Annotated in this window: 21 protein-coding genes and 1 tRNA gene; 15 read left to right on the forward strand and 7 right to left on the reverse strand. The window is 57.2% G+C overall.

What is annotated here, in order from left to right:
* Positions 1-12: 12 nt before the first annotated feature.
* The 5 genes from R3E82_17195 (at position 13) to R3E82_17215 (ending at position 6,563) form a co-directional block, all read left to right on the forward strand.
* The gene (locus R3E82_17195; protein MEZ5552621.1) at positions 13-1,200 is read left to right on the forward strand and encodes a transglutaminase domain-containing protein; all 1,188 of its coding nucleotides are present in this window, start codon (positions 13-15) and stop codon (positions 1,198-1,200) included.
* A gap of 90 nt (positions 1,201-1,290) precedes the next feature.
* Positions 1,291-3,207: an asparagine synthase (glutamine-hydrolyzing) gene (asnB, locus tag R3E82_17200; GenBank protein MEZ5552622.1), complete on the forward strand. Its 1,917-nt coding sequence runs from the start codon at positions 1,291-1,293 to the stop codon at positions 3,205-3,207.
* Entirely contained in the window at positions 3,200-4,429 is a 1,230-nt protein-coding gene (locus R3E82_17205) for a glycosyltransferase (protein ID MEZ5552623.1), read from the forward strand. Before asnB (R3E82_17200) ends, R3E82_17205 begins: the two co-directional genes overlap by 8 nt.
* Positions 4,426-5,682, forward strand: coding sequence for a glycosyltransferase family 4 protein (locus R3E82_17210; protein MEZ5552624.1), 1,257 nt, complete (start codon positions 4,426-4,428; stop codon positions 5,680-5,682). Before R3E82_17205 ends, R3E82_17210 begins: the two co-directional genes overlap by 4 nt.
* A 26-nt stretch (positions 5,683-5,708) precedes the next feature.
* Positions 5,709-6,563 carry an NAD-dependent epimerase/dehydratase family protein gene (locus R3E82_17215; GenBank protein ID MEZ5552625.1) on the forward strand — a complete coding sequence of 285 codons (855 nt, stop codon included), beginning with the start codon at positions 5,709-5,711 and terminating at the stop codon, positions 6,561-6,563.
* A 114-nt stretch (positions 6,564-6,677) separates the two neighbouring features.
* Here R3E82_17215 and R3E82_17220 read toward each other — a convergent pair whose 3' ends face one another.
* The 4 genes from R3E82_17220 to asnB (R3E82_17235) all read right to left on the reverse strand — a co-directional run bounded on the left by R3E82_17220 (position 6,678) and on the right by asnB (R3E82_17235) (position 13,175).
* Positions 6,678-7,874, reverse strand: coding sequence for an O-antigen ligase family protein (locus R3E82_17220; protein ID MEZ5552626.1), 1,197 nt, complete (start codon positions 7,872-7,874; stop codon positions 6,678-6,680).
* A 34-nt stretch (positions 7,875-7,908) separates the two neighbouring features.
* Complete coding sequence (locus tag R3E82_17225) at positions 7,909-9,942, reverse strand: nucleoside-diphosphate sugar epimerase/dehydratase (protein MEZ5552627.1); 2,034 nt, start codon at positions 9,940-9,942, stop codon at positions 7,909-7,911.
* A 159-nt stretch (positions 9,943-10,101) separates the two neighbouring features.
* Positions 10,102-11,244: a glycosyltransferase gene (locus tag R3E82_17230; GenBank protein ID MEZ5552628.1), complete on the reverse strand. Its 1,143-nt coding sequence runs from the start codon at positions 11,242-11,244 to the stop codon at positions 10,102-10,104.
* Positions 11,241-13,175: an asparagine synthase (glutamine-hydrolyzing) gene (asnB, locus tag R3E82_17235; GenBank protein ID MEZ5552629.1), complete on the reverse strand. Its 1,935-nt coding sequence runs from the start codon at positions 13,173-13,175 to the stop codon at positions 11,241-11,243. Before asnB (R3E82_17235) ends, R3E82_17230 begins: the two co-directional genes overlap by 4 nt.
* A 289-nt stretch (positions 13,176-13,464) precedes the next feature.
* On the opposite strand from asnB (R3E82_17235), the gene R3E82_17240 reads away from it, so the two are divergent.
* Entirely contained in the window at positions 13,465-14,592 is a 1,128-nt protein-coding gene (locus tag R3E82_17240; GenBank protein ID MEZ5552630.1) for a glycosyltransferase family 4 protein, read from the forward strand.
* A gap of 22 nt (positions 14,593-14,614) precedes the next feature.
* Here R3E82_17240 and R3E82_17245 read toward each other — a convergent pair whose 3' ends face one another.
* Positions 14,615-15,604 carry a hypothetical protein gene (locus R3E82_17245; protein MEZ5552631.1) on the reverse strand — a complete coding sequence of 330 codons (990 nt, stop codon included), beginning with the start codon at positions 15,602-15,604 and terminating at the stop codon, positions 14,615-14,617.
* 200 nt (positions 15,605-15,804) lie between these two features.
* On the opposite strand from R3E82_17245, the gene R3E82_17250 reads away from it, so the two are divergent.
* The 3 genes from R3E82_17250 to R3E82_17260 are packed head-to-tail and all read left to right on the forward strand — an operon-like array spanning position 15,805 to position 19,298.
* Positions 15,805-17,256, forward strand: coding sequence for a lipid II flippase MurJ (locus R3E82_17250; protein ID MEZ5552632.1), 1,452 nt, complete (start codon positions 15,805-15,807; stop codon positions 17,254-17,256).
* A complete protein-coding gene (locus R3E82_17255) occupies positions 17,249-18,262 on the forward strand; it encodes a class I SAM-dependent methyltransferase (protein MEZ5552633.1) in 1,014 nt (337 codons plus the stop codon). The genes R3E82_17250 and R3E82_17255 overlap by 8 nt, the downstream gene beginning before the upstream one ends.
* 40 nt (positions 18,263-18,302) lie before the next feature.
* Positions 18,303-19,298 carry a D-glucuronyl C5-epimerase family protein gene (locus R3E82_17260; GenBank protein ID MEZ5552634.1) on the forward strand — a complete coding sequence of 332 codons (996 nt, stop codon included), beginning with the start codon at positions 18,303-18,305 and terminating at the stop codon, positions 19,296-19,298.
* Between the two features lie 96 nt (positions 19,299-19,394).
* Here the strand turns inward: R3E82_17260 and R3E82_17265 are convergent.
* Positions 19,395-19,471, reverse strand: a tRNA-Ile gene (locus tag R3E82_17265).
* Between the two features lie 150 nt (positions 19,472-19,621).
* Here R3E82_17265 and R3E82_17270 point away from each other — a divergent pair.
* The 6 genes from R3E82_17270 to R3E82_17295 are packed head-to-tail and all read left to right on the forward strand — an operon-like array spanning position 19,622 to position 25,308.
* A complete protein-coding gene (locus R3E82_17270; protein MEZ5552635.1) occupies positions 19,622-20,755 on the forward strand; it encodes an N-acetyltransferase in 1,134 nt (377 codons plus the stop codon).
* Complete coding sequence (locus R3E82_17275; GenBank protein ID MEZ5552636.1) at positions 20,752-21,531, forward strand: nucleotidyltransferase family protein; 780 nt, start codon at positions 20,752-20,754, stop codon at positions 21,529-21,531. The genes R3E82_17270 and R3E82_17275 overlap by 4 nt, the downstream gene beginning before the upstream one ends.
* Entirely contained in the window at positions 21,525-22,388 is an 864-nt protein-coding gene (locus R3E82_17280; protein MEZ5552637.1) for a diacylglycerol kinase family protein, read from the forward strand. The genes R3E82_17275 and R3E82_17280 overlap by 7 nt, the downstream gene beginning before the upstream one ends.
* A gap of 36 nt (positions 22,389-22,424) precedes the next feature.
* On the forward strand, positions 22,425-24,017 hold the full coding sequence (locus tag R3E82_17285) for a GMC family oxidoreductase (protein MEZ5552638.1): 1,593 nt from the start codon (positions 22,425-22,427) through the stop codon (positions 24,015-24,017).
* Positions 24,018-24,069: 52 nt separating this feature from the next.
* On the forward strand, positions 24,070-24,840 hold the full coding sequence (locus tag R3E82_17290) for an NTP transferase domain-containing protein (GenBank protein MEZ5552639.1): 771 nt from the start codon (positions 24,070-24,072) through the stop codon (positions 24,838-24,840).
* Positions 24,841-24,870: 30 nt separating this feature from the next.
* Entirely contained in the window at positions 24,871-25,308 is a 438-nt protein-coding gene (locus R3E82_17295; GenBank protein ID MEZ5552640.1) for an HIT family protein, read from the forward strand.
* A gap of 66 nt (positions 25,309-25,374) precedes the next feature.
* Here R3E82_17295 and R3E82_17300 read toward each other — a convergent pair whose 3' ends face one another.
* A complete protein-coding gene (locus R3E82_17300; protein MEZ5552641.1) occupies positions 25,375-25,857 on the reverse strand; it encodes an LptA/OstA family protein in 483 nt (160 codons plus the stop codon).
* Between the last annotated feature and the right edge of the window lie 5 nt (positions 25,858-25,862).

The following is a 25,862-nucleotide window of genomic DNA, read 5'->3' on the forward strand; positions in this document are numbered from 1 at the left end:
GCAGGAGGCCTAATGAGCGATTCTTCTGAAATCGCAAGAAGATGCATGCCCGGGCTTACGCGACGCAGGTTGTTATCTGGCGTAGGATTCAGCGCCTTCATCATGAGCATTCCTGGGTGCGAAAGAGGATCAGATGGCAGATGGCCAAAACCAAATGGCCAAACGCTGATCTCAAACCCTACGTTGTTGCCTTCTCCTGCTGGCGACGAAGTGGTTTTTAGCGCGGAAGATTCCGAAAATCCACTGCATATTTTCAGAATCCCAATTACCCGTCGAATGCAGCACTTAGCCGACCAACTGGCTCAGGGCACCGATTCAGCCACACACTTTGTCGACAGATGCATGGCTTACATCGACGGATTCAGCGTTGGCATTGCTTCGCTATCCACCCCAGATGCAACAGCTCTCGAACGAGTAGGTGCCTGCGGTACGTTTACCAACACGCTCCTCGCGCTGAGCCGCTGTAGAGGAATTCGGGGCCGATACGTAGGACTATACAATTTTCCGCCTGGAGACGGACACACTCTATGCGAACTACACATCGACAATCGATGGATGCTGTTTGATCCCACAACTCATGTCTACTTCATCGACGGGGATAGAGAAAAAGCACGCCCGCTCTCATATCATGAAGTGCATCGGTATTTTTTGTTCAACTCACCTATAAAGCGTATCGGAGGGAATCACAGAAGCGGAATCGATCTGTACAGTAGTGGGGAGATCTATCAGACTGCTGACCCACAAGGAATTATCGGACCGGGTCTGCCAATGATCTTCCCGCTTTCTCTAGATACAAGAGCAATGCCTGTACTGAGAAAAGAAGGTTTCGGGCCTAAGTTTCAAGGATCGAATTTCATCGGAGCTGCATCAACGAATCAGCAACAGTTGTGGACACTATCAGGATTGGATATTGGCGGAAGCTACGAGTTTTCGATTAGACCCAATTGGATTGGCGGTGATCTTGCCCCGGACGATCGGGAATTTCGACTTGACTATTCATTGGAGGGTGGTCTGGCTATCAATACGCCTGCATCCCTCCTCGACTTTTCGAAGTTGCCGCTAGAAAATTGGACATTGAGGTTTAGCGCTTCCCAAACTGAAGTGCGATTGCTACTAACTCATCCATATAGAGGGCCAGAATTTCGATACTTCCACGCATTGGAGTATCGCCTCAGACCTCTAGATCATCTCCCCTCATGAGTTCGAGCTTAGTTAAGACGATGCCTCCCTCGACCGCGAGGAATGGCTCCAGTAAACGACTACGATCTAAGCTCGCAATGGAACGTCAAAATGTGCGGATTACTTGGAATTGCTAGCTCAGTCAAAGACGCGCGAAGTCTCGCATCGTTAACTGAACGAGGACTGAAGCAGATCATTCACCGCGGTCCCGACGATTTCGGTCTGTTCGTTGATGAGCAGAATCGTGTTGTCTTCGGCCACCGCCGCCTGGCAATAATCGATCCTGAGCATGGCCAGCAGCCGATGCACTCGGAGGACGGCAACCTTACCATTGTATTCAACGGGGCGATCTACAACTATCTCGAGCTGAGGAGAGAACTGATCGCGCTAGGCCATCCTATTCATTCCTATTCCGATACCGAGGTGATCATCTACGCCTATCGACAATGGGGTGAAAACTGCGTGAAGCGATTCCTTGGCATGTTTGCATTCGCAATATGGGATCGCACCAGGCGCAGGATCTTTTGCTCGCGAGATCGGATAGGCATCAAGCCATTTTATTACTCATTCGACGGGCGGAACTTCGTCTTCGCCTCAGAAATCAAGGCGATCCTCGCGACGGGTCTGGTTCGCGCTGAGTCAAACACGGAGGGGCTTCAGGACTACCTGACGTTCCAGTTCTGTCTAGGTGAAAAGACGCTTTTCAAACGGATCCGCAAACTCGAGCCTGGGCACTCATTGACAGTGCACCTGGGTGGGGATCGCTTGTCTCTAACTGTGAAGCAGTACTGGGACCTCCAGTACGATATTGACGATGAGCATGATGAAGCCTGGTTCGCGGACCACCTTGCCGGCTTGATAGAAGACTCTGTCAGGATTCATCTCCGTTCGGATGTCCCACTTGGCGCGCACCTTTCGGGAGGCCTGGATTCCAGCGTGGTGGTGAGCCTGGCAGCCGGGCTGCTCAAGGGCGAGCGTGTCAAGACTTTCACTGGAGCCTTCCCGGAAGGTCCGCAGTACGACGAGACCAGTTACGCACAGATCGTGGCCGCATTCGCAGGCACTGATTACCATGAGACTTACATCAATGGCGCTGAGCTCCCGGACGTATTGCCCAAGCTCATGTATTTCATGGATGAGCCACTAGCCGGACCGGGAGTTATTCCACAGTACTACGTATCAAAACTGGCCTCCGAGCATGTCAAAGTTGTCCTCGGTGGCCAGGGAGGCGATGAACTGTTCATCGGATACGCCCGATACCTCGTCGCCTACCTCGAAAAGTGCCTCTATGGGGCCATATTCGAAACAGCACAGGACCACCGCTATGCAGTCACACTCGAATCCATCGTACCGAACCTGCCAATATTGCAGACCTACACTCCCATGCTGCAGGGCTTGTGGCACGACGGTCTTTTTGCCAGCAGTGACAAGCGCTACTTCAAACTGATCGATCGCAGCGAAGGCATGAGTCATCTGTTCACACCCGAAGTGACTCAAAGCCACTACAAACCCTATGAATCCTTCGCTTCCATTTTCAATCGCGAAGGCCTCCACTCACTCATCAACCAGATGACCTACTTCGATATGAAAGGTTCTCTTCCGGCTCTTTTGCATGTAGAAGACCGAACAAGTATGGCCGCTTCAATCGAATCGCGTGTACCACTTCTGGATCATCGGATCGTCGAATTCATGGCACGTATCCCTCCCAATGTGAAATTCGCTGGCGGGCGGATGAAACATCTGTTCAAAGAGTCCGTGCGAAATTCCGTGCCCCCGGAGATCTTCGCTCGTAAGGACAAGATGGGTTTCCCAACCCCCTTGACACAATGGACTAAGGGAGTCGCCAAAGATTTCGTCCTGGACACCCTCCTTTCCAACCGCGTCCGTGAGCGAGGAATTTATAATCTCCCCGCTCTGGAGGGGGCGATAGGCAGCGAGCGTGAATTCGGCAGGGTAGTCTGGGGCCTGTTGTGTCTCGAACTCTGGCACCGAACGTTCATTGATGGCGATTCGCACTTCAGTGTCTGAGCCCGACGGTTTCGGTCGTGGTGTGCTGCTCCTCACTACCGACCGCCAGATAGATAGACGGATACTCCTCGGTGCGGACAGTCTGAGGCGTCTAGGCTGGCACGCCACAATCGTCGCAATGCCACTCGACACACCCTACGAAGAGGATCCACAGATACAGCGGATAGGGCCTGCCGGTACAGCCGTAACCCGAGAAAGCCTGGTAGTTCACTGCTATCGGCTGCTGCGACGCCTGCTCGGAACCAATAGAGGCCCCATTCGATCGTTGAAGAGTCTCACCTGGCGCTTTCTGGTCAATCCTGAGCGCTTTTATGAGCGGCTGTTCTGGCCGTCGATCGCAGACAGGAAATGTGACGTTATCGTGGCCAACGATCTGCCGATGCTGCCGGTTGCGGCAAAACTTGCCGAGCAGTCCGGCGCCCGTCTCGTATACGACAGCCACGAACTCTACAGCGAGCAGGAGTTTTCAGAGCGGGAAAAAGAGCGCTGGAGCCGGATCGAGGCGAAGTACATCCATCGCTGCTCTGCGGTGATCACGGTGAATGAGTCGATCGCTTCAGAGCTGACCCGCAGATACGACGTCGCTCCGGTACATGTGATCCTTAATGCCGAGCGCAGCAGCAATCCACCAACCCGATCAGCCTACTTTCATGATCGCTATGGTCTGCCGGAGACGACCGGCGTGCTGTTGTTTCAGGGGGGAATGACGAGCGGACGCAATATCGAGACACTGGTTCGCAGCATGTCGATGGTGAACTCCGACATCGCATTGGTGCTCATGGGTGATGGTGAACTGTCAAGCAGTCTTGAATCACTCGTGAAGCGACTGCAACTTCAGGACCGTGTTTATCTCCACCCCGCAGTGCCGCAGTCCGATCTCCTCGCTAGAACCGCAGCAGCGAGCGCAGGCGTCATTCCCTACCTGGCTACCTGCCTTAACAACTACTACTGCACGCCGAACAAACTGTTCGAGTTCATTGCCGCTGGCGTACCTATTCTGGCAAGTGAATTGCCTGAACTGTCGAAATTCGTCAATGGATGGGAAATCGGGCTTGTGGGGGACACCAGCACTCCGGAACATACAGCCCACCTGATCGATCAGTTTTTCGCAGATGACAAACGCCTGGAAACATTCCGGCACAACGTCGAGAGCGCAAGACTCGAGATCAACTGGGAAACGGAAGAGAAAAAGCTCATCAACATCTTCGATTCACTGCCATGAAAGTACTGGTGATCTATCAGTACTATCAGGACCGGACTGCCCCGGGACACTCCCTCGTCTATGAGCTGACCCAGCATCTGGCGGAGTGTGGGCACGAGGTGACGGTCGTATCCGGAGAAACCGGCTACATGGATCCTCAGCAACCAACCATCCCCTGGCATCGCCGGCTGGTGAGGCGGGAGGTTGATGGCAATGTAACAGTCATCCGGACCTATACGTACTCCGAACTGCATCGAAGCTATCTGGGTCGTCTGTTGAGCTTCATTTCGTTCTCTCTGACCAGTCCCTTTGGCCTCCTGCTGGCGGGTCGACACGATGTGGCCCTGGCATCGTCCCCTCCGATCTTTCCGGTGTTCATCGCCTGGCTGTTCTGCAGAATCCGGCGCATTCCCTTCGTACTCGAGGTCCGCGACCTGTGGCCCGACTCCGCTGTGCAGATGGGGATTCTGAAAAACCGGCACCTCATCGCGATCATGCGGTGGATGGAACGGAAACTGTACGACGGATCAAAGAAGATTATCGCACTGACCCAGGGCATCCACGACGATATCTGCAGGCGCGGCTGGTCGCGAGACAAGGTAGAACTCGTCACCTGCGGGGTGGATTCATCCCGGCTCTACCCGGACGAAAATGCGCGATCCGCAACACGCGAGCGCTTCAACTGGAACGACCGAACTGTCGTTCTTTACTTCGGCGCCCTTGGTGAAGCCAACAACATTCCAGTCATTCTTAGAGCTGCGAAGCGTCTCGAAACATCCTCCGAATTCCTGTTTGTACTCGTCGGTAATGGAATGAAACGGGATGAGACCGCCAGATGGATGGCGAAAATGCAGATCAAAAACATACAGTTGCTTCCTCCAGTACCGAAGGAACACGCGCGCGCCTACATCAACGCCGCGGACATCTGCCTGGCAACTCTGCGCGACATCCCCCTCTTCGATGGCGCTATTCCTACAAAAATGATCGACTACATGGCCTGTAGCCGTCCTGTACTCTGCGGCATTCGCGGTGAGGCACAGCAGATAATCGAATCTTCCGGCGCAGGGTTATCGTTCGTACCCGACTCGGATGAGCAACTTGCCGAGCAACTTCTGGAACTGGCAGCCAATCCCGGGTTGAGGCAGGAAATGGGCGCTAAAGGTCTCGAATTTGTTCAGCAGCGCTTCTCTGCAGGCGAGATGCGTGAACATGCCGAAAATACCCTCCAGCAGGCGGCGGATCCGGAATATGTGAAAGTCGCCAACGGCTGCTGAGAATGTCTGCACAATCGGGAATACGCGTGGCCGTCCTTGGCGTCTCAAGCCAGCTTGGTGTACCACTCGTTCTTGCACTGTCCAAAGCCGGTCACCAGGTATCCGGGATCTCTCGCGCCACCACAGCACGCGCACCATGCGATATCCATGTCTATGACCCTGATACTCACAAATTCAAACCTCCCCTGGCCGGAGTCACAGCAATCATATCTCTGGCACCCCTGCCTAACATCCCTGATGTCCTGGATATTGCAACCGCTCTCCATGCCACAAGGATCATCGCATTTGGCTCGACCGGTGTTTTCAGCAAGGAGACTTCGACTTCTGATATCGAGCGCAGGTTCGTCAGGGACCAACTCAACGCGGAACGTCTGCTGGCGAGGAACTCACAGGAACGGCAAATAAACTGGACTCTTTTCAGACCGACTATGATCTATGGAGCAGATGCCGATCAGAATGTGACATTCATTAGCAACGTAATACGGAAGTGCGGTTTTTTTCCGATACCCATAGGTGCCAACGGTTTGAGACAACCGGTGCATGTCAATGACCTCGCAACTGCTTGTGTTGCCGCCATCGATAGGCCCGCTACATTCAACCGCGCCTACAACCTCGGCGGCGGCGAGACCATCAGATATTCAGAAATGGTCCGAAGGATCAGCCGGGCGGCCGGACGTCGCAGTATTATTCTTCCTGTTCCCCGCTTTTTATACCGCTGGATAGTTGGCCTGCTGAAGTTTTTACCCGGACTCGACTACATAAGAGTGGAAATGATCGATCGAATGTTCGTGGATCTGATTGCAGATAACACACAAGCGCACGACGACTTCGGATTCCAACCACATCCATTTCAACCCGAGAGGGTAGTGAGGCTGGAGTAAACGGTTCCGCTACACATCAGCCACCCAGCGACCGTTTTACGAAATATGTACTGTGAACGTTTCGGGAATCCTGACTATCCGATTCTGTACCGTCGATTGATGCAAAATCTCTAGTCAAATCATTTCCGAAAGGTTTTCTCTCCGCTCTCCAGAAAAATTCCACGATATTCCGACGCCCAGCGCAACGGGCAACCAGAACAGGAACCAGGTTTCACCCACCTTATCGATGAGCTCATGCCCATCGAGCAGGTATGAAGACAGTGCAGTTGCCATTAGCGCGACCAGCAACTTGGCATCGGGGATTTCGAAGCGCCGGTAGGCGTATACCAGGACCATCAATATCAGGGCCAGAAACAGGGCAAGCGCAACCAGTCCACCTTGAAAGGCTACGGCGAGATACATGTTGTGCGGGTGTTGGAAAACTTCGCCATTCAGCTCAACGGAGTCTGGTGTGGCAAGCCCGGCGCCGAACAGCAGTCCACTTTCCAACAGTCTGTTCCAGACTGCACTCCAGATCTCAAGACGAAAACTGTCTCCGCGGGGCAGCACCAGTTCTACAGTGTCTTCGTTAATGGCGAGGCCGGCGATCAGCGCAATGGCTACGCACAGCATTCCAAGAATCGCAATCGGAAAACTTCTTTTATCCCGGATAAACGTCGCGAACAGATACACAACTATACCGATGCTGCACGATACCCAGACATTGCGTGATCCAGTGAGAGAAATAGCAACGAATACTGGAGCCATGGCAATCAACGCCACCGATCTCCAGAGGGTTGACCTGTCGGAAAGGAGCGTCTGCAGCAGGAACAGCACGACAATCGAAAGTATCAGTCCAGCCACTACGGGGTGATCAAGCTGACCAAACCCTCTGAGTCGGTATGTTTCCGGCGGATCAAGATAAAATCCAGCCACTGCAATCAATGCCACCAATCCACCCACTATGCCCAGCGCTCGACTCATCCAGCGCTGAACCTGGCCACGCAGCTGGCATTCAGCAAGGGCCACTACAAAAGAAAATATGAGAACACCTCTGGTAAGCGTTGATACCAGTTCCCGTCCTGAAAACGGATCGGACCAGAAGGTGCTGATGCACAAATAGCTGACCAGAACCAGGACAAGCCAGATCAGACGCGATTCGAAGACGTCACCCCACATCCGCGCACTGACTAACATCGAGAGGGCGAGAATATAGGTCGGGTAACTCGCCGCGCTTTGCGAACTCAGCGTCAGAACCGCAACGAAACTGGTAACCACGAGAATCGCATTGAGTTGAATTCTGTCGAAGCGCAGCGCCCGCAGTCTTTGCATGATGTTACCGTGGTCCTGCCAGTTCCAGGTTGGCTCAGTCGCTCAATCGGCGGGATGCCGGCATAGCTACCAGGTTACCCACATTGTCTTTCGGGAGACTGCCAATCTCGAACATCCAGTCAACCAAGGGTTCGGATACCGCGAATCCATCAACCGTCTCGGTGAAAATCTTATGGATTTCCTGCAGATCGTTCGATTCGATGGCTGCTTGTAATGCATGAATCACCCCCACCATTTCCGACCACGGAATCATGTTTTCCAGCGCTCGCTGTATCTTCGGATGTCCGGTGGGATGAATATCACTCCCGATATGAAGTTCTTCGAAAAGCTTCTCGCCCGGGCGCAACCCGACGAAACTGATAGCCACATCCCCATCGGGGTTCTCAGCATCACGAACCGTGAGTCCGGAAAGTCGGATCATCTTCTGCGCGAGCTCCAGAATTTTAACCGGCTGCCCCATGTCGAGCACGAAGACTTCACCCCCGGTTCCCAGCGAACTCGCCTGGATCACCAGCTGGGCCGCCTCAGGAATGGTCATGAAATATCGAGTCACTTCCGGGTGTGTAACGGTTACCGGTCCCCGTAGTTCGATCTGCTTTCTAAAGATGGGAATCACTGAGCCCGAAGAATCCAGTACATTTCCAAACCGCACCATCGTGAATCGTGTCGATCGTTTAATCGACTGTGGGTTCGAGGAATCGCGTGATCCGGGAACTGATATGAGTTCCGGCTGCTCTTCGAAAGCAAGGGCCTGGAGAATAAGTTCTGCCAGTCTCTTACTCGCACCCATGATGTTTGTGGGGCGAACGGCCTTGTCGGTGGATATAAGCACGAAATTACTGACTTTCGCGCGCAATGCTGCCTGCGCGGCAAAGAGAGTGCCAAACACGTTGTTCCGAATGCCCGCCACGATGTTCCTCTCCACAATAGGAACATGTTTATAAGCCGCAACATGATATATGGTATCGATTTCGAAGGAACTCATCACGTTAGTCAGATGGGGTGAGTCCAATACGGATCCGAGTACGCCGATCAGTTCAACATCGAGCTGTCGTTTCTCGATATTTGTACGCAATTCCTGTTCTATTGAGTAGAGATTGAATTCGGAGTGTTCGAAGAGCACGAGGCGAACTGGCTTCTGTTCAACTATCTGCCGACACAGTTCGGAACCAATCGATCCACCCGCGCCGGTCACGAGCACGGATTGAGACCGGATGCAGCGTTGCATCAGCTTCGGGTCGGGGGAGACGATTTCCCGACCGAGAATATCTTCGACCTGAACGTCTCGAAGCTCCGCCACCTTCCTCCGGCCCGTCATTATTTCGTGCACGGAAGGCACGGTCCGGACATGCACAGCTGTTGGCTCCAGCGACTCGAGGATCTCCCGCCGTCTGCCCGGGCGCAGCGAGGGCATCGCCAGAAACACTTCGCGGATATCAGTCTCCTGTATCAGAGCCTCGAGTTCGTCGGGTCCGTACACTTTCAGCCCGCTGATGGTCCGATGACGCAGCGCCGCGTTGTCGTCTATGAAGGCCACGGGAACCATATCCCGATCATCCAGAATGCTCGTGTAGAGCTGGTAACCCGCATCACCCGCACCATAGATCGCGATCGGACGTCTATGTTCCAGCTGCTCTCGTTGAGGTATCAGGCTGGCGAAGAAGCGATCCGGTTTGTCTGGAACCAGGACCGCTCTTCCGATGAACCTCGCCCCGCCAACCAGCACGAACAGCAGAATCCAGTAATTGAAAACCACACTACGCGGCACCAGAAGTTCAGTCTGGGCAAGATAGATAACCAGTGCGAGCAGGAGGGCCGCGGTACTGACCGCTTTCAGCAGCGTCGAGATCGTGGTCCGCCCCATGTAGCGGAGGACCTCCTGATAGAGCCCACTGGCGGCGAAAACTGGAATAGCGGTGACCAGCGCCGCCATGAACAACCACGCGTATTCGTAACTGTTGATCAGCTGACTGGTGCCCAGCCGGAAGAAAAAGGCCAGCCACAGCGCGATCGGCACCAGCAACAGGTCTGTTACGATGGCAATTGTCAGCTTCGCAGGTTTGCCCAATGTGACAAGTATCTGTCTCAATGGGTCGCGGGAATTTTGCAACGCCTACCTCAGTACCCGGTCTTCTGTTGCACATTATAGGTGCCCGGGCCAGGCCGGGCACTGTCTGATATCCGATCTTTCACCCGGTTGTGAGGCTCCGTGCGAACACGGAATCGATCACCTGCGCGCATGCGCGAGCGCAGCCGCATAGAGATCGCGATATCCGCCAAGCGCCGCCTCAACGGAAAAGTACTCCAGCACCCGCCGCCTTCCGGACTCTCCATATTGCCTGCGAAGACTTCTGGATCCAGCCAGCATGGCTACCGCTCCTGAAATTTCCCGGGGTGATCCGACAGAAACAAGCAATCCACTCTCTGCGTCGATGACTGCATCCGGGTTGCCCCCAACGCGGGTGGCGATCAGGGGTAACCCTGCCGCCATTGCCTCCAGTACTGCGTTAGAAAAGCCTTCTTCGGTAGAGCACTGCACCCCGATATCCGCGCTCTGCAGAAGCGCCGGAACGTTGTCACACTCACCCAGCCACCTGACGTGGTCCGCAATGGCGAGTTTTTCCGCAAGACCTCTCAACTCATCTCCAATACCGGCGTCGCGACCTGCAAACCAGACCTGCCAGTTGTCTCCGAGAGCACTCAATGACTGCGCCAGACCTTCGAGCACGTCACGATGTCCTTTGTAACGGAAAAGATTTGCGACACAGATCAGCACCAGACAATCATCATCTGCACCATGAACAGCACGGATTGCGCGACGCATGGCGGGTTCTCCGGGCGCAAACGCCGCAACACCATTGTAGATCAGTGCCAACGACGTCTCTTTTGCACCTTCGGCCCTGAGATCATTCAGAACCGCGGTGGAGTTCCCGACAATCCTGTACATGAACGGGTGCAACCCCCGCTCGACTGTCCGGATCAACGGCGATTTCTCCTGATATCGATTCAGACTGCGGCGGCTCATGATCCGGATGGCTCTGCTGGCGACCAGTGAGCAACAGGCACCGACCACGTAAGCTGCGGGCAGGAAATAGTGAATGATGTCGTAGTGTTGTCGAATCAGATGACGCACCAGGGTCGCTGAAACTCCTAACAACCCGACCAGTCCTTCGTAATTGGAAGCGGATTCGTAAACTCTGATCCGCCGGGCTTCAAAATCCGCCGTCAGCGCACCGTTTTTCTGAAGAACGAAGATGTCGATCTCATAACCGGAATCGCGTAAACGGGGCATCATCTGCAGAAGATGGCGCTCCGTGCCTCCAACATCGAGGCAGGCGGTGATCACCAGAATTCTGGGTTTGTCACTCAATGGGCATACCTTTCCAGCCAGGCCTGAAGCATCAGCACATCCCAGAGCTGGTATCCCGCATTCTGTCCGCGCAGGTGTGAATTCCACCTGGCTCTCACCGGCTCCGGATTCAGCAGCCCCTGCTCCCGCAGTCTGCGCTCATCCAGCAGTGACTCCGCCCAATCCCGCAGCGGACCACGGAGCCAGTCATCGATCGGTACGCCGAATCCCATTTTCGGACGATCGAACAAGTCCCGTGGAACGTAGCGCTGCAGAATTTCACGGAGAATCCATTTCCCGTTGCCTTCGCGCATTTTCAGTTCCAGCGGAAGACGCCAAGCAAATTCCACAACCCGATGATCCAGCAACGGGACCCTCGCTTCGAGTGACGCCGCCATGCTGGCTCTGTCGACCTTGGTGAGAATGTCATCCGGCAGATAGGTAATCGTGTCGAAAAACTGCATCCTTTCCATGAAGTCAGGGATCTTTTCTCGATACCCCTCATCCCACAGCGGTCCACGCGGCTCTACTCCTGAGATCACAACCTGGTCCGGCTCGTGCCAGTGGCTGACAATCTGGCGATAGATCGCGTCCGGGTCCGGAAATCGCAAACCACCCCCCAGCTTGCGCATCTTATTGCCGAATTGCGGTGGCCTGGCCGAGCTGGGGATCAGCCTGGCAAGTTGATCCCAACTCTGCTCGGACAGAAGATTGATCCCGGCACCGAAGGCGGTACGCAGCGGGGTCGGTAGCCAGCTCGTCCGACGCCAGAGCCTCGCACCCAGAAGATAGCGGTTGTACCCTGCAAACAGTTCATCTCCACCATCTCCAGAGAGCGCTACAGTGACAGATCGTCTGGTCATCGCACAGACCAGGTAAGTGGGTATCTGGGAAGAATCCGAAAAGGGTTCGTCGAACATCTCCGGCAGGCGCGGTATGACATCGCGTGCCTGATCCGGCGTTACATACAGCTCAGTGTGGTCAGAGCCGATATGCTCCGCGATTCGTCGCGCGTAGGGAGCTTCATCGAACCCGCCTTCGCGGAATCCAATAGAGAAAGTTCGAACTGGCCTTTCAGACTGATCCTGCATCAGCGCGGCAACCAGCGATGAATCAATCCCACCGGAGAGCAGGGCCCCAAGGGGCACATCAGCGACCATGCACCGCTTGACGGCATCCCGAAGCAACTGTTCGAGTGCAGTCGCCGCATCTTCAGGACTCAACTGCGGACGATTCGCGAGCCCTTCAACAGCCACTTTCTCGAAGTCCCAGAATTTCTGACTTCTCGGGTCATCTCCAGCGCGAAAGACAAGGATCGAGCCGGGCTCCAGCTTGAATACATCTTCATATATGGAGTGCGGTGCGGGTATGTAGTTGTGGCGCAGATAGGCTGCGACTGCATTCCTATCAATCTGCGGTTGCCAGCCTGGAAACTCTCTGAATGCTTTGAGCTCTGAAGCAAACAGAATCGAGCCCTTGTGCCGCGCCCAGTACAGGGGTTTGATCCCCAGCCGATCCCGTACCAGCGTCAGCTCCGCCGTCTGGCGATCCCACAGAGCAAATGCAAACATCCCGATTAATCTGGGCAATGTTGCTTCCAGCCCCCAGCAGGCAATCGCCTCCAGCAGGACCTCCGTATCAGAGTGACCTCGAAATCGAACGCCCTGACCGGCAAGCTCGTCACGCATTTCCGCGTGACTGTAAATTTCTCCGTTGTAGACGATTACGTACCGCCCTGAGGCAGAGAACATCGGCTGATGGCCTGCCGGACTGAGGTCGACAATCGCGAGGCGGCGATGACCTAGTGCGATCTGATGGCGTTCGTCTGACCAGAATCCCGAGTCGTCCGGGCCACGGTGTGTCAGTGTCCCGGTCATTATCTCAATGACCCGATCCAGGCCCACTACACGGGCGGCACCGGCTTGGTCGATGAAACCCGTTATTCCGCACATGGGAGGACCAGCGCTTTCAATAGGAGGCTCGGGAACAATCTATGGTCTGACATCGTGGCTGTTCGTGACATCCTGCCAGCCGGAGGGTGGATTGAAACCGGCTGCTCGACAGTGTAGCCGAACTGCAAGGCCATGCGGATGACGGCGTCACGCTCACAACATCAAACTGCCAATGACGCGGTTGCAAGTCAGTGATCGCAAATTCATGATCGCGAAATGCCCGCATCGAAAAAGCTCTCGAATCGAACGGACACCAGATCTGACCGGGCACCCGAGAAAAATGCATCCATTGGCTGACTCTGGCAAAAAACTGCTGTTCATCGTCAACGACGCGGACTTCTTCATTTCCCACCGCCTGCCCATCGCGCTGCAGGCGCTGAAATCAGGCTTTGAAGTTCACCTCGCCTGCCCTCCGGCCGGCTCCCTCGACGGGGTGATCGCCGCAGGGATCACGCATCATTCCTGTTCACTTTCCCGCAGTGGCTTGAATCCCGTATCAGAGTTCCGCTCCTATCTGCAGCTCCGAAGAATCGTGCGCCAGCTCAATCCGGACATAGTCCATCTGGTGACGATCAAGCCCGTCATCTACGGAAGCATCATCGCCAGGATGGCAGGCGTTCCCTGCACTGTCGCCGCCATTTCCGGACTCGGCTATAGCTTCATCGATAGAAGCACCCCCAGTCCTCTGAACACTCTGATTGTCTGGCTTTACAGAATCGCGCTTCACAGCCCCGGAATCCGGGTGGTTTTTCAGAACCAGGACGATCTGGATCTGTTCGATCATCTCAACATCATCGATCGCCGCCAGGCAACTCTGATTCCCGGATCCGGAGTCGACATCCGTCGTTTCAGTCCAGCTCCCACCTCAGACAATTCGTCCTCGGTTATCCTTGCAGCCCGCCTGCTGGTTGATAAGGGCATCAGGGAATTTGTCGAGGCTGGCGCCATCGTTCGCCGAACACACCCGCAGACACGCTTTGTTCTGGTCGGCGGAATCGATCCCGGGAATCCCGCCGCCATTCCCGAGCATCAGATCACCCGCTGGGTGGATGCTGGTGTGGTTGAATGGTGGGGACACCGATCGGACATGCCGGAAGTGCTGTCTGCGGCACGTATTGTCGTCCTGCCTTCCTATCGGGAGGGAATGCCCAAGATTCTGGCTGAAGCTGCCGCGATGGGCATTGCGATCGTGACAACCGATGTACCCGGTTGCCGCGATTCGATCATTCCTGAAGAAACCGGCTTGCTTGTGCCACCCAGAGACTCGGAGTCTCTCGCGGCCGCCATCTCTGCACTTCTCGAGGATCCTATCCGCGCCCGGCAAATGGGCGTTGCCGGGCGACGCCTGGCCGAAGCCGAATTTTCAGTTGAGCGGATCGTGGATCTGAACCTTGCGCTTTACAGGATCGAGTCCTGACGCCGGCAGAGCGCACCGCTGCCTACTCTGCCTTTTCGACAAACCCGGCACGGTAGGTCCAGCAGCACACACAAACAGGAAGGGTGGAGAGCAATACCCAGAGCACTGTCAGATGCGGGTAGAGCAACACCAGCAGGGCATTCGGTAACAGCCAGAGCAGCCCGTGAATCAGAAAAATCACGGTTGTCCAGCGATGACCTAGCATTCCAGCCAGTCGCTGATACAGATGACTGCGATGCGCATCGATAAATCGCTGGCGGGTCAATATCCGGACAACCAGTGTCCAGGTTGCGTCACACCAGAAGCCCGCCAGCAGGATGAAGCTGCATGCGATGGGCAGACTGTCGGCCTGATGCAGCATGATCGCCAGACTCGCCGTCATCACGCCGAGAAATCCGCTGGAGACATCGCCCATGAAGATCTTTGAAGGCGACCAGTTGTATGCCAGAAAGCCCAGGCTGCTACCGATGAGCACATACACCAGAACTGCCGGCCATGCAGAGTGCACTCCGCCGAGCACTATCAGGCCTGTTGAGTACAGAAGCACCTGACCGGCAGCGATACCATCAATTCCGTCCATGAAATTGAACAGATTCACATTCCAGAGCACGAGGAACGCCGCCAGGAACAGCCAGGGAACCCCCCAGTCTGCTACCAGCACTGACAGAATCAGGAAGACTGCACACGCCTGAGCAGCCAGACGAAACCAGACACCGAGATCACGGAAGTCATCCCAGAGCCCTACTGCGGCCAGTACCGCTCCACCCGCCGCTAACGTCCCGGCGGCAGCATGGCCATCCAGCGCCATGATCAGCAGCGCCGCGAGTGTCGGAATGACGATTCCAAGGCCGCCGGCTGTCGGAGTGGGCACCCGGTGAGAACTTCGGGCATTGGGCTCAACCAGCCAACCCTGCCCCCTCGCCGCACGCAGAACCATTCCCACGATGATCAGGCTCGCCGCCAGGCTGCCTAACAGAAAAATTAGGGGTGACGCAAAGTCCATCTCATTCATTGCGAGAGCGCTCTGTTCACTCTGATAGAACTCTGGACCGTCCTCCGGCCGATGGGGAGGAACCAGAATTTACGACGGGCTGCGGGCATTACGCCATACGGTCCCGACCCGATGTCTCCCCGATCCCAGAGGTTAGATGTTAGAATCCACCTGACTACCACCACTGCGGTTCCTACCTGATGTTTTCAGCTACGCGGCTGGTGACCCTACTGAACCTGCTGATTCAGAGCGCAGGTTTCGTAAAACTTCTTCTGATCGCGCATCTGTTTGGGACCAGCGCGGTACTCGACGGTTACTACCTGTCTCTTGTTGTTCCCACGTTAGTCATCGGCCTGCTCGGTGGCATGCTGCAGACGGGGTTCACGCCTGTCTACACTGCCCTGATTGCCGATTCGAAGCAGAACGCGGATCGCCTCTTCTCCGATGTTTTCTGGCTGACCACGATAGTCCTGGCGCCAGTATGCCTGTTTCTCGCACTGACAGCCTACCCGGTCGCGGCGCTGCTCACGCTCACTGAAGATACCGCTGTGCTGGAGGCGACTGCGACTTCAATGAGGGTCATCGCGATCGTAATGCTGGCGAACACGCTGGCCGATTTCCTGGCTCTTGCACTCAATGCCCACAAGCGATTTTTCCTCTCTGCAGCGAGCCCACTGGTGAATGTCGTCGTATCGACACTCGCATTGGTGGTGGGTCCGCTGGGAGATCAGAGAACCCTCACCTACGGACTGCTCGCGGGTGTCAGCGCTCAACTTCTGATACTGATCCTGGGTCTGCATCACGGTGGCACACGTCTGAGTCTGAACTGGCCTCGCCTCACGCCCGAATTACGTCGAGTACTGTCCCTCGTCTCCATGATTGCTCTAGGCGTCCTTGCTACGAATTTTAATGGTGCCATCGATCAGATCATGGCAAGTCTGCTGGGCGAAGGTGCAGTCAGCACCATCGGCTACGCCAATCGCTTCCACGGACTCGTTGTACAGATCCTCATCATTGGAGTGGGTACTGTGCTTCTCCCACATGTTGCCAGCATGGTGGCAGCGGGAGATTCGGACTCCATACGCTCCGTGTTCGGCGGCATCTTTCTGATCCTCGCATTCATCTGCAGCGCAGCCGCCCTGCTTGTCACCGTGATGGCGCCGCCCGTGCTTCAGTGGTTGCTGACAAACAACCAGCTGGACTTACAGGGGATCCAATCCATCAGCCGGGTGTGGATGTGGTACACCTTCGGGCTTTTTCCCATGGCCTGGGGCATCTATCTGGCCCGCTACTTTCAGGCCGCGAGGCTCCCCCTGATTCTGACGAGACTTGCTCTGGTTTCCTGCATCGCCAACGTCGCGCTGAATCTGCTGCTCATTGGACCATTCGGGCTTGAAGGTCTGGCCATGAGCACCAGTCTGGTGTACCTGATTACCGGCATTGCGTTGAGCCGACACTTCTCCAGAGCATTGAATTTCTCTTTCGATACAGACCGCCGAAGGATTCTTATGGTAATTCTGTTGACCGCATTTTTCATCGTAGTTGCGCTGGGTGAATTCGCGGAGATCCCGCTTTCGATAGAAATCGCGACCTGCTTTTTTATGATGCTCTTCGCTGCCCACATTCTCAGTTTGATACCCACTGCTCGAGCGCTGTATTCCAGACATGGCTGAAATTCGCACCCTTACACAGGTTCCCTGCCCTCTCTGCAACTGCGCAGAGCACAAGATTCTGTTCCAGACAAAGGACTATCGCCAGCGCGTCAGCGATGACGCGTTCACGGTCAGCCGGTGTCTGGAATGCGGCGCAGGCTACCTTTCTCTCCGTCCAACCGAGGAGGATCTGCCTCGCTATTACGACGAACACTTCTACTGGTCATTTGAAAACGACGAGTCGGCCAGAGACAGCCGTGAGTCGCTCCTTCGCAACAGGCAGTCCCAGATTCGTGCCAAGGCCAGGTGGCTATCGCATCTGTCACCCGGGCGACTGCTGGACATCGGCACGATGAAAGGAGAATTCATCTACCACATGGCGTCGCTCGGCTGGGACTGCGAAGGCGTCGAATTCTCCCGTACCCCACCAAATCTGTTCAATATGCCCATCCACTATGGTGACTTTCTGGAAATGCAGGGCCTTCCAGACTCAGGTTACGATTGCATTACCCTCTGGGCTGTTCTCGAGCACATCTACCGGCCCGCGGAATACATCGAAAAAATATCCCGACTGCTCAAACCTGGCGGTCAGCTGGTGCTTCTGGTCACCAACTTCAATACTCTCCAGGCGCGATTTTTCGAAATGGACGACTACCCGCGTCATCTGAATCTCTTCACGAAAAAATCCGTTCGGACACTTCTACAGCGTCACGGGCTGTCCATCGACCGCGTATCCACCGACCAGAGTGTGTTCGGCGGACACCTTCAGGGAGGATTCGTTTATCTGTGCAAGCGCCTGTGCGGCTACAGTCGCGGCGAAGCGTTGAGCGAATGGAAGAGCGACGCGACTCTCATACCATTTTTTCATCAGTGGCGGGGGCGTGGCAGTCGCGCTATGCGTGCCGTTGCGTTTGCGGACCGGATACTGTTGAGCCCGATCGAAAAACTGCTCGACAGTCTGGGATTCGGATTTACTCTGACCATCGTCGCGAAAAAGGCAACTACGGCAACCACGAGTGCGAAGTAGTGCCAATTGAGTTTCTCTGGAGCAGGGCTGTCAGAAACCTATGAACTCGCGGCGCCTGCTCCGCTTCTTCGCAATTCTGCTGCTGGGCGCCTATTTCGGTTCATCCCTCATGAAGGCTTTTGGAAAAATTGACAGTTTTCCGGTTCACAGGGGTTACTCAGAGCGCAGCGAAGGTTTCATTCATTTCTCCGTCGGTAGTCTGGACCAGATCGACAGAGATCTGCTGGATGAAAACGACGTTCTGCTCTACGACTACGGTGACACACTCGGGAGACAGTACAACCCGTTGTTTATCGCTGATTTCGTCCTGTCTCTTGTTCCATTCGCTGGGAGTCCGGATGCCCAGCTCCTAATGTCTGCAAACCTGGGCTATCTCCGCCGTAGCGCAGTGCTGACTGCACAGAACAATCTGCTGTTTCCCTATAACTTCGACTTCGATAATGCAGGTGAAAGCGCGCCCTGGTACTCGGCGATGGCACAGGCCCGGGTTGCTCAGGCCATGATGTGGGGATACCGACTGACCGGCGAGGCCGAGTACCTCCAGATCGCCAGGAGCGCGTTGCTCGGAATCCGTGAAGGGCTGCCTTCACATGTACTCGCCAGACAGTTGACTCAGGGGATCTGGTTGAAAGAGTTTCCACGATACCGCTACCACGTCCTCGATGGATCTCTTGTTGCGATCGTGGGTGTTCATGAAGTTCTCATCGGTCTACCGGAAGGGGATCCGGGTGCTGCGCAGATACGCAATCTCTTCAGCACCGCCATGACGGGTTTCAAGGAGAACTATCACTGCTTCACTTCGCCAGTCGGCGGCGTCTTTTTCGCCGACAACTTCCGGTTCGCCAATCAATCATATTACGACATCATCATGACCCACCTTGCCTATCTGGCAGAGCTGGATCCTGAGTTGTTGGCGATATTCGATCAGTACTCGCTCGAAGGCATGTCCACACTTCGGAAGCTGATCGTCTATTACTGGAATCGGGTCGCCAGAACCTTGAATCGCTGGGGACTTCTAGACCCTTGTGTGCGGTAAGCCTGGCGACCCCACGCAACGTCCAGCGCAGCCTTCCAGTGTCGATCACAAACCAGACGCGAGGAGAGCAAGCCCACAGAAAGGGCTCGAAGGGATTGGTGGGCCCACCAGGACTCGAACCTGGGACCAATGGATTATGAGTCCACGGCTCTAACCAACTGAGCTATAGGCCCTTGGAGGCGGGGATTCTACCGTCAATACCATCGATTGTGGAAAGTCGATCTCAGCAGGACCCTGATCTGGCCACCAGGGCAGTATCCGCAAGGTTCAAACTGCTAGAATCGCCCCCCATTCGATAGCACCCGGACTCCCCGGATCAGGACATGGCGGATCGCTACCAGATAACACCTGTAGAAGGCCGACAGGGACTGAAGGATTTCATCCGTGCGTCCTATCCTGCCTACGCGGGTGATCGGAACTGGGTCGCACCGCTCGAACTGGAACGACTGGAGGCGTTTTCACCCCGGCATCCCTACTTCCAGCATGCCCGCTGGCAGCCCTTCGTCGCTTATGAAGATGGCAGAGCGGTAGGTCGAATCTCCGCTCAGATCGATCAGCTCTACCTCGAGCGGCACGACCCCCAGACCGGCTTCTTCGGTCTGGTGGAAGGCGTCGACGATCCGCAACTCTTCGCCGCATTGACCCGTGCCGCCGAGACCTGGCTGTCGAGCCGGGGCATGACCCGCATCCTCGGCCCCTTCAATCTGGGGATCAATCAGGAGGTCGGTCTGCTGGTCGAAGGCTTCGATACCCCGCCCTACTTCATGATGGGTCACGGCCGCCCTTACTACGAAACCCACCTTAAAGCCTGTGGTTATGAGGGCTGCCAGGACATGCTCGCCTACCTGGCACCGCCAGACTTCGAACTGCCCCGGTTATTCGCCCGGCAACTGCGCAATGCGAAGAAAGATCTGCATATCCGACCCCTCGACAGATCTCGAAAACGCGAAGAACTGGCCGCCATCCGGGATGTCTTCAACGATGCCTGGTCGGAGAACTGGGGCTTCGTGCCTTTCACCGAAGCCGAGTTCGATGCCGTCGGCAGTGAGCTGATGTACGTGGTACCTGGGGATCTTGCGATGGTGGCAGAACATGAAGGCCGGGCTGTCGGCTTCATCATCATGGTGCCCAACATCAACGAGATCATTGCCGGCATGAACGGCCGGCTGCTGCCCTTCGGCTGGCTGAAACTGCTCTGGAAGCTGAAAGCGCGCTTTCCCGCAACCGCCCGGGTCCCGCTCATGGGGGTGCGCCGGGACATCCAGCACACACCCCTGGGGCCGAGCGCGGCCATCGCCCTCATCGACGCCGTCCGCCAGAACGGCTACCGGCGTGGTGTCCGCATGGTGGAAACCTCCTGGATCCTCGAAGACAACGCGGGCATGCGCAAGATCATGGAGCACATCGGCGGCACCCTCTCCAAGCGCTACCGCATGTTCGAAAAGGCGCTGTCGTGAACCTGCCGGCGATTGTCCTCGCCGGGGAGCGTCCCGGCGGGAACCCACTCGCCAGAGCATTCGGTCTGCCTGCGGGCGTGCTCGTGGATGTGGCCGGCAAACCCTGTGTCACCCGGGTGATCGAAACTCTGGTGGCGAGTCGCTCCATCAGCGGCGGGGTGATCTGTGGCCCCGTCGAGTCAATCGTCAGCGCAAGCCCGGTATTCGCAGAACTGCTGGGGCGAGGCCCTTTCCGCTGGATACCACCCGCCCGGGGTCCGGCGGACAGTGCCCTCGCTGCGCTGGAGCAGCTGGCGGAGCGACCGGTGCTGCTGACCGCCGCCGATCACGCGCTGCTCACTCCGGAAATCGTCGACACCTTTACCGCCCTGGCAGCCGTGCGGGATGCGGATTTCGTCGTCGGCCTGGTGCCCTGGCCGCTGGTGCAGGCCGCCTATCCGGAATCCAGACGCACGGTACTGAAGTTCGCCGGCGGCGCCTACTGCGGCAGCAATCTCTACCTTGTCCGCACTGCGGCGGGTGCCGGGCTGATCGATCTCTGGCGGGATTTCCAGGCGCTCCGTAAACAGCCCTGGAAGATGGCCCGGGCCATCGGACCCGGCACACTGCTCTCCTACCTGCTCGGTCGTCTGCACATTGAAACCGCCCTGCTGCGCATCGGCGATCTCGCCGGCTGCCGGATCGAGCACGTCGAGATACTGAATCCGAGGGCGGCCGTGGACGTCGATTCGGTGGCCGATCATGCACTCGCCGAGCGCATTCTCTCTGCATGCTGAAGACCATACTCATCGGCAACCCGGCAAGTGGCGCCGGCCGTCTCATCGGCGCCCTCGAACTGCCCGGGCACTGGGTGCGGGACCCGTCCAGAATCGATGCGGACGCTTGCCTGGACGCCGACCTCATCGCCTTGTTCGGTGGCGACGGCACGGTGCAGAAGACCGTATCCAGCCTGCTGGCGACCATCCCCTGCCCGCAGCTCCCGCCGGTCGCCGTGCTGCCTTTCGGTACTACCAACATGACCGCTGCAAACCTCAACTGCAGCCGCTCCCGGGCGGCCGCGGTCCGCAGTCTGCGCTGGATGATCGAACACGAACAGCTGACCCTGCAGAGCCGGCCCCTGCTGCGTATCGTTCATGGCGAGGTCACGGAACACGGATTTTTCTTTGGCCTGGGCGCGATCGCGACGGCAGTACAGGCCTGGAATCAGGACCGTCGCGCGGCACCCCTGCGCAACCGGCTCCGTTCCGCGGCGGCCGTGCTGCAGGGTCTGCGCACCGCGAACGCCTCTCACCCCATCGCCATGAACGGATCCGAACTCGACCTCTACGCACTGTTGACCACAACCCTGGACCGGCTCCTGCTCGGCTGCCGGCCCTACTGGGGCGAGGCGCTGGCCGGCCCCCTGCGCATGACCTGGATCGACGCAGGCACACCAAATCTGCTCGCCCGGGCGCCCGCACTGCTGCGCGGCTCCCCTCGCATGGCACAGCGCGCCGGCTTTCACAGCAGCAGTCCTGCGCGTGTGCAGCTTGGCCTGAATGGCCCGTTCATTCTCGACGGCGAGATCAAAGATCCGCAAAGTAATGAACTCACAGTCACCGCAACACAACCCCTGAAGTGGGTGACACTGTGAATCGTGCACTTCACTCTGGCCTGAGGACGCACTGACATGCTGCTCGACCTCAAGAACATCGCCCAGGACGCGCACCTGACCGCCGACGTCTGTATCGTTGGCGCAGGTGCGGCCGGCCTCACCCTGACCCGGGCCCTGTCCAGATCAGGACTCAAGGTCTGCCTGCTCGAAAGCGGCGGTCTGGATCACGAGACGGCGATCACCGATCTGGGAGTCGGGGCCAACACGGGCATGCCCTACTACGACCTGGTCGATGCCCGTCTGCGCTTTTTTGGTGGTACCACCAACATCTGGGGCGGCCGCTGCGTCACCCTGGACGAGGACGACTTCGCTGCCCGTTCCTGGGTTCCGCACAGCGGCTGGCCGATCTCCCGGACGGATCTGGCAGCTGGCTACCAGCGCGCCGCTGCAGCCCTCGAACTCGGCCCGCTGATCGATATGGAGACAGCCTGGCAGCGCATGGGTGACCGGCCACCCGAGTTCGAGGATCTGGCCTCCAGCTTCTGGTACTTCGACCAGACCGCCGAGCGCTTCAGCTCAAGCCGCTGCCGGGACCTCTTCGACAACCCCCAGGTGCAGATCATCACCCACGCAACCGTCACCCGTCTGGCAGCGGCCGACAACGCGGGCGGTATCAATCGTATCGATTTCTGCGGGCTCGATGGCAAACGGGCGACCCTGACCGCCCGCGCCTACGTGCTCGCCGCGGGCGGCATCGAGAACCCCCGGCTGCTGCTGGCGAGCCGGGACATCGAAGCCAGCGGCATCGGCAATGGCCGGGACCAGGTGGGCCGCTGTTTCATGGAGCATCCCCACGGTCGCCTGGGCCGGATCGAATCCGCTCAGGCGTTCGATATCTGGCGCTGGTTCACCAAGCGCTACCCGGCCGGATCGGTGCCTCTGGCCCCCGTGCTGCGTCCATCCCCTGCACACCAGGCCCGGGCGGGCATTCTCAACACCGCCATCACCTTCAAACTGCAGCGCGACCCCGCCATGGGTGTGGCCGTAAACAAGCGCGCCTACCAGACCCTGAAGCACCAGCTGTCTCCCACCCGCACCAACCGCACGCTCTGGCACCTCTACAACCGCATGCGGCGTTTCTATCAGCGCCATCGTGAGCCGCTGATCCGCCGCCGCGCGAGGAGCGAAGAACGGCATCTGTACGCGATGATCCGCGGCGAACAGGCACCCAATCCGGACTCCCGGGTTCAGCTCAGCCGGGATGTGGACGCCCTCGGTCAGCCCCGCGCGGTCCTCAACTGGCAGTTCACCGATCTCGACAAGCACACCCTGAAAACACTGGCCACCACCCTGGACAAGGCCCTGCGAAGCCAGAATCTCGGGTCCTTCAGCGTCGAACCCTGGGTACTGGAGCCGGATCGGCAATGGCCGGTAGACCCGACCATCGGCAATCATCCAATAGCCGGCTATCACCACATCGGCACCACCCGCATGAGCGGGGATCCGCGCAGCGGCGTGGTCGATGCGGACTGTCGCGTGTTCGGCTATGCGAACCTGTACATCGCCGGCAGCAGCGTCTTCAGCACCGCCGGCTGGGCAAATCCGACCATGACCATTCTGGCCCTGAGCTTCCGGCTGGCGGATCATCTGCAGGCCGAGCTGTGTTAGTGTGGCGGCCGACCGAAATCTCCCGGAATCCCAGGGGAGCGAGAAAGCTGTTTTGAAAATCATCATTCTGAGCGCAGGGCAGGGCCGTCGCCTCCTTCCCCATACCGAATCCACACCGAAATGCGCTCTGCCGATCGGTGACAGCACCGCGCTGGGCTGGCAGCTCAAAGCCCTCGAAGAAGCCGGCGCCCAGGAAGTCGTGGTGGCCACCGGGTTTGCGGCCGGTAAAGTGCAGACGATCGTCGATACCCATAACCAGCACGGCGGCATGCCGGTGCGCACTTCCTACAACCCGTTCTACGCAAGCTGCGACAACCTGGGTACCTGCTGGATCGTGCGCCACGAAATGACCAGCCCGTTCGCCATCATCAACGGCGACACCATGTTCGAACCGGAAGTCTTCCGTCGTCTCATGCAGAAGGAAGACACCCATCCGATCACCCTGGTGACCAATACCAAAGCCAGCTACGACAGCGACGACATGAAGGTGATCACCGCGGGTGAGGAGCTCAAACGTGTCGGCAAGAAACTCCAGATGGAGCACGTGACCCACGAATCCATCGGCATGATGAAATTCAATGACGCGGGTGCCGCCCGTTTCGTGCAGAAGATCGAAACCCTCATGCGGGAAGAGTCCACCCTGTCGCGCTGGTATCTGTCGGCAATCGATGAACTGGCAGCGGACAAGCTCGTCGGCATCGTGGACATCACCGGGCTCGGCTGGTGTGAGCTCGATGATCCGGCCGATCTTGCTCACGCCAATCGGGTGGTTCCGGCCTGGTGGTCGCGCATCGCTCAGATCAGAGCCACCACCAAGCGTTAATCGACGTCCTCAGTGGATAGAGGCACCGCTATGAACAGCACCATTACCCGCTTCGGTCATCCCGACAGTCTGGTCAAAGAGTACGAGCACTGGGTGGTGCTGCTGCGTCCCGTTCAGGCGACGCTTGGCGCCCTGATCCTGGCCTGCAAGGGAGAAGCAAAGGCGTTTGCTGACATCGGGCCTGCCGCCTTTGCTGAACTCGGTACAGCCGTGGCCGATATTGAGCGCAGTCTGGGCAACCTGTTCGGCTACCAGAAACTGAACTACCTGATGCTGATGATGGTGGACCCACACGTGCACTTCCACGTGCTGCCCCGCTACGAAGATGCAAAGCGCTATGCCGGCGCCGAGTTCACGGATCCCGGCTGGCCCGGTCCGCCGAATATCGGTCACGTCAATGAGATCAGCAGCACCCAGACATCTGAACTTCTCATGAAACTGCGACAGACGTTCAGCGCCAGCGAATAGAACCCTGACCCTTTCCTCCGCACCCTGACCAGGGAGGCGCTGATCAGAACGTGCTGGAGGCACGCTCTACTGGCGAACCTCCCGCTGCAGGATCATCTCCACGCCACTGCTGCCGCTCGACTTCAATCGCTTGGTACCGACATCGAAAACGATCTCGGCACTGCTCATCTCAAGATTCTCACCCAGCAGGTGGGCCTGTCTGCGCAGCGTGAGTGTGTCTGTCAGACGCTCGTATTCGACCGTCATGCCTTCACCGACAACGGTCTCCCCTTCGTCCCGGATAGTGACGACCGCAGGCTTACCCCGGGCGACGATCTGGTCCGGATCGTCCATGGGCCCGTACATATCAGCCTCGTCCGCCTGCAGACTCCATTCCGGGGCATGCAGTTCGAAGTTGCCCCTGAAATGGAGCACCTCGGTATCATCGGGTGTCTCCCAGGCCTGATCCGCCCGGATCACGATTACCTCACGGGCGACGGATCCCTCCGGTACCTGGGCACCCGCCCCTTCAATCCAGGCGAGCAAGGCTGCCACGATGGTTATACTCACGGTGA

This window comes from Pseudomonadales bacterium, assembly GCA_041395945.1.
Classification (GTDB): Bacteria; Pseudomonadota; Gammaproteobacteria; order Pseudomonadales; family Azotimanducaceae; genus SZUA-309.

Coding starts and splice junctions, on each gene's coding strand:
- R3E82_17195 (MEZ5552621.1), top strand. CDS start 13: ATGAGCGATTCTTCTGAAATCGCAAGAAGATGCATGCCCGGGCTTACG.
- asnB (MEZ5552622.1), top strand. CDS start 1,291: ATGTGCGGATTACTTGGAATTGCTAGCTCAGTCAAAGACGCGCGAAGT.
- R3E82_17210 (MEZ5552624.1), top strand. CDS start 4,426: ATGAAAGTACTGGTGATCTATCAGTACTATCAGGACCGGACTGCCCCG.
- R3E82_17220 (MEZ5552626.1), bottom strand. CDS start 7,874: ATGCAAAGACTGCGGGCGCTGCGCTTCGACAGAATTCAACTCAATGCG.
- asnB (MEZ5552629.1), bottom strand. CDS start 13,175: ATGTGCGGAATAACGGGTTTCATCGACCAAGCCGGTGCCGCCCGTGTA.
- R3E82_17245 (MEZ5552631.1), bottom strand. CDS start 15,604: ATGAATGAGATGGACTTTGCGTCACCCCTAATTTTTCTGTTAGGCAGC.
- R3E82_17255 (MEZ5552633.1), top strand. CDS start 17,249: ATGGCTGAAATTCGCACCCTTACACAGGTTCCCTGCCCTCTCTGCAAC.
- R3E82_17260 (MEZ5552634.1), top strand. CDS start 18,303: ATGAACTCGCGGCGCCTGCTCCGCTTCTTCGCAATTCTGCTGCTGGGC.
- R3E82_17270 (MEZ5552635.1), top strand. CDS start 19,622: ATGGCGGATCGCTACCAGATAACACCTGTAGAAGGCCGACAGGGACTG.
- R3E82_17280 (MEZ5552637.1), top strand. CDS start 21,525: ATGCTGAAGACCATACTCATCGGCAACCCGGCAAGTGGCGCCGGCCGT.
- R3E82_17285 (MEZ5552638.1), top strand. CDS start 22,425: ATGCTGCTCGACCTCAAGAACATCGCCCAGGACGCGCACCTGACCGCC.
- R3E82_17295 (MEZ5552640.1), top strand. CDS start 24,871: ATGAACAGCACCATTACCCGCTTCGGTCATCCCGACAGTCTGGTCAAA.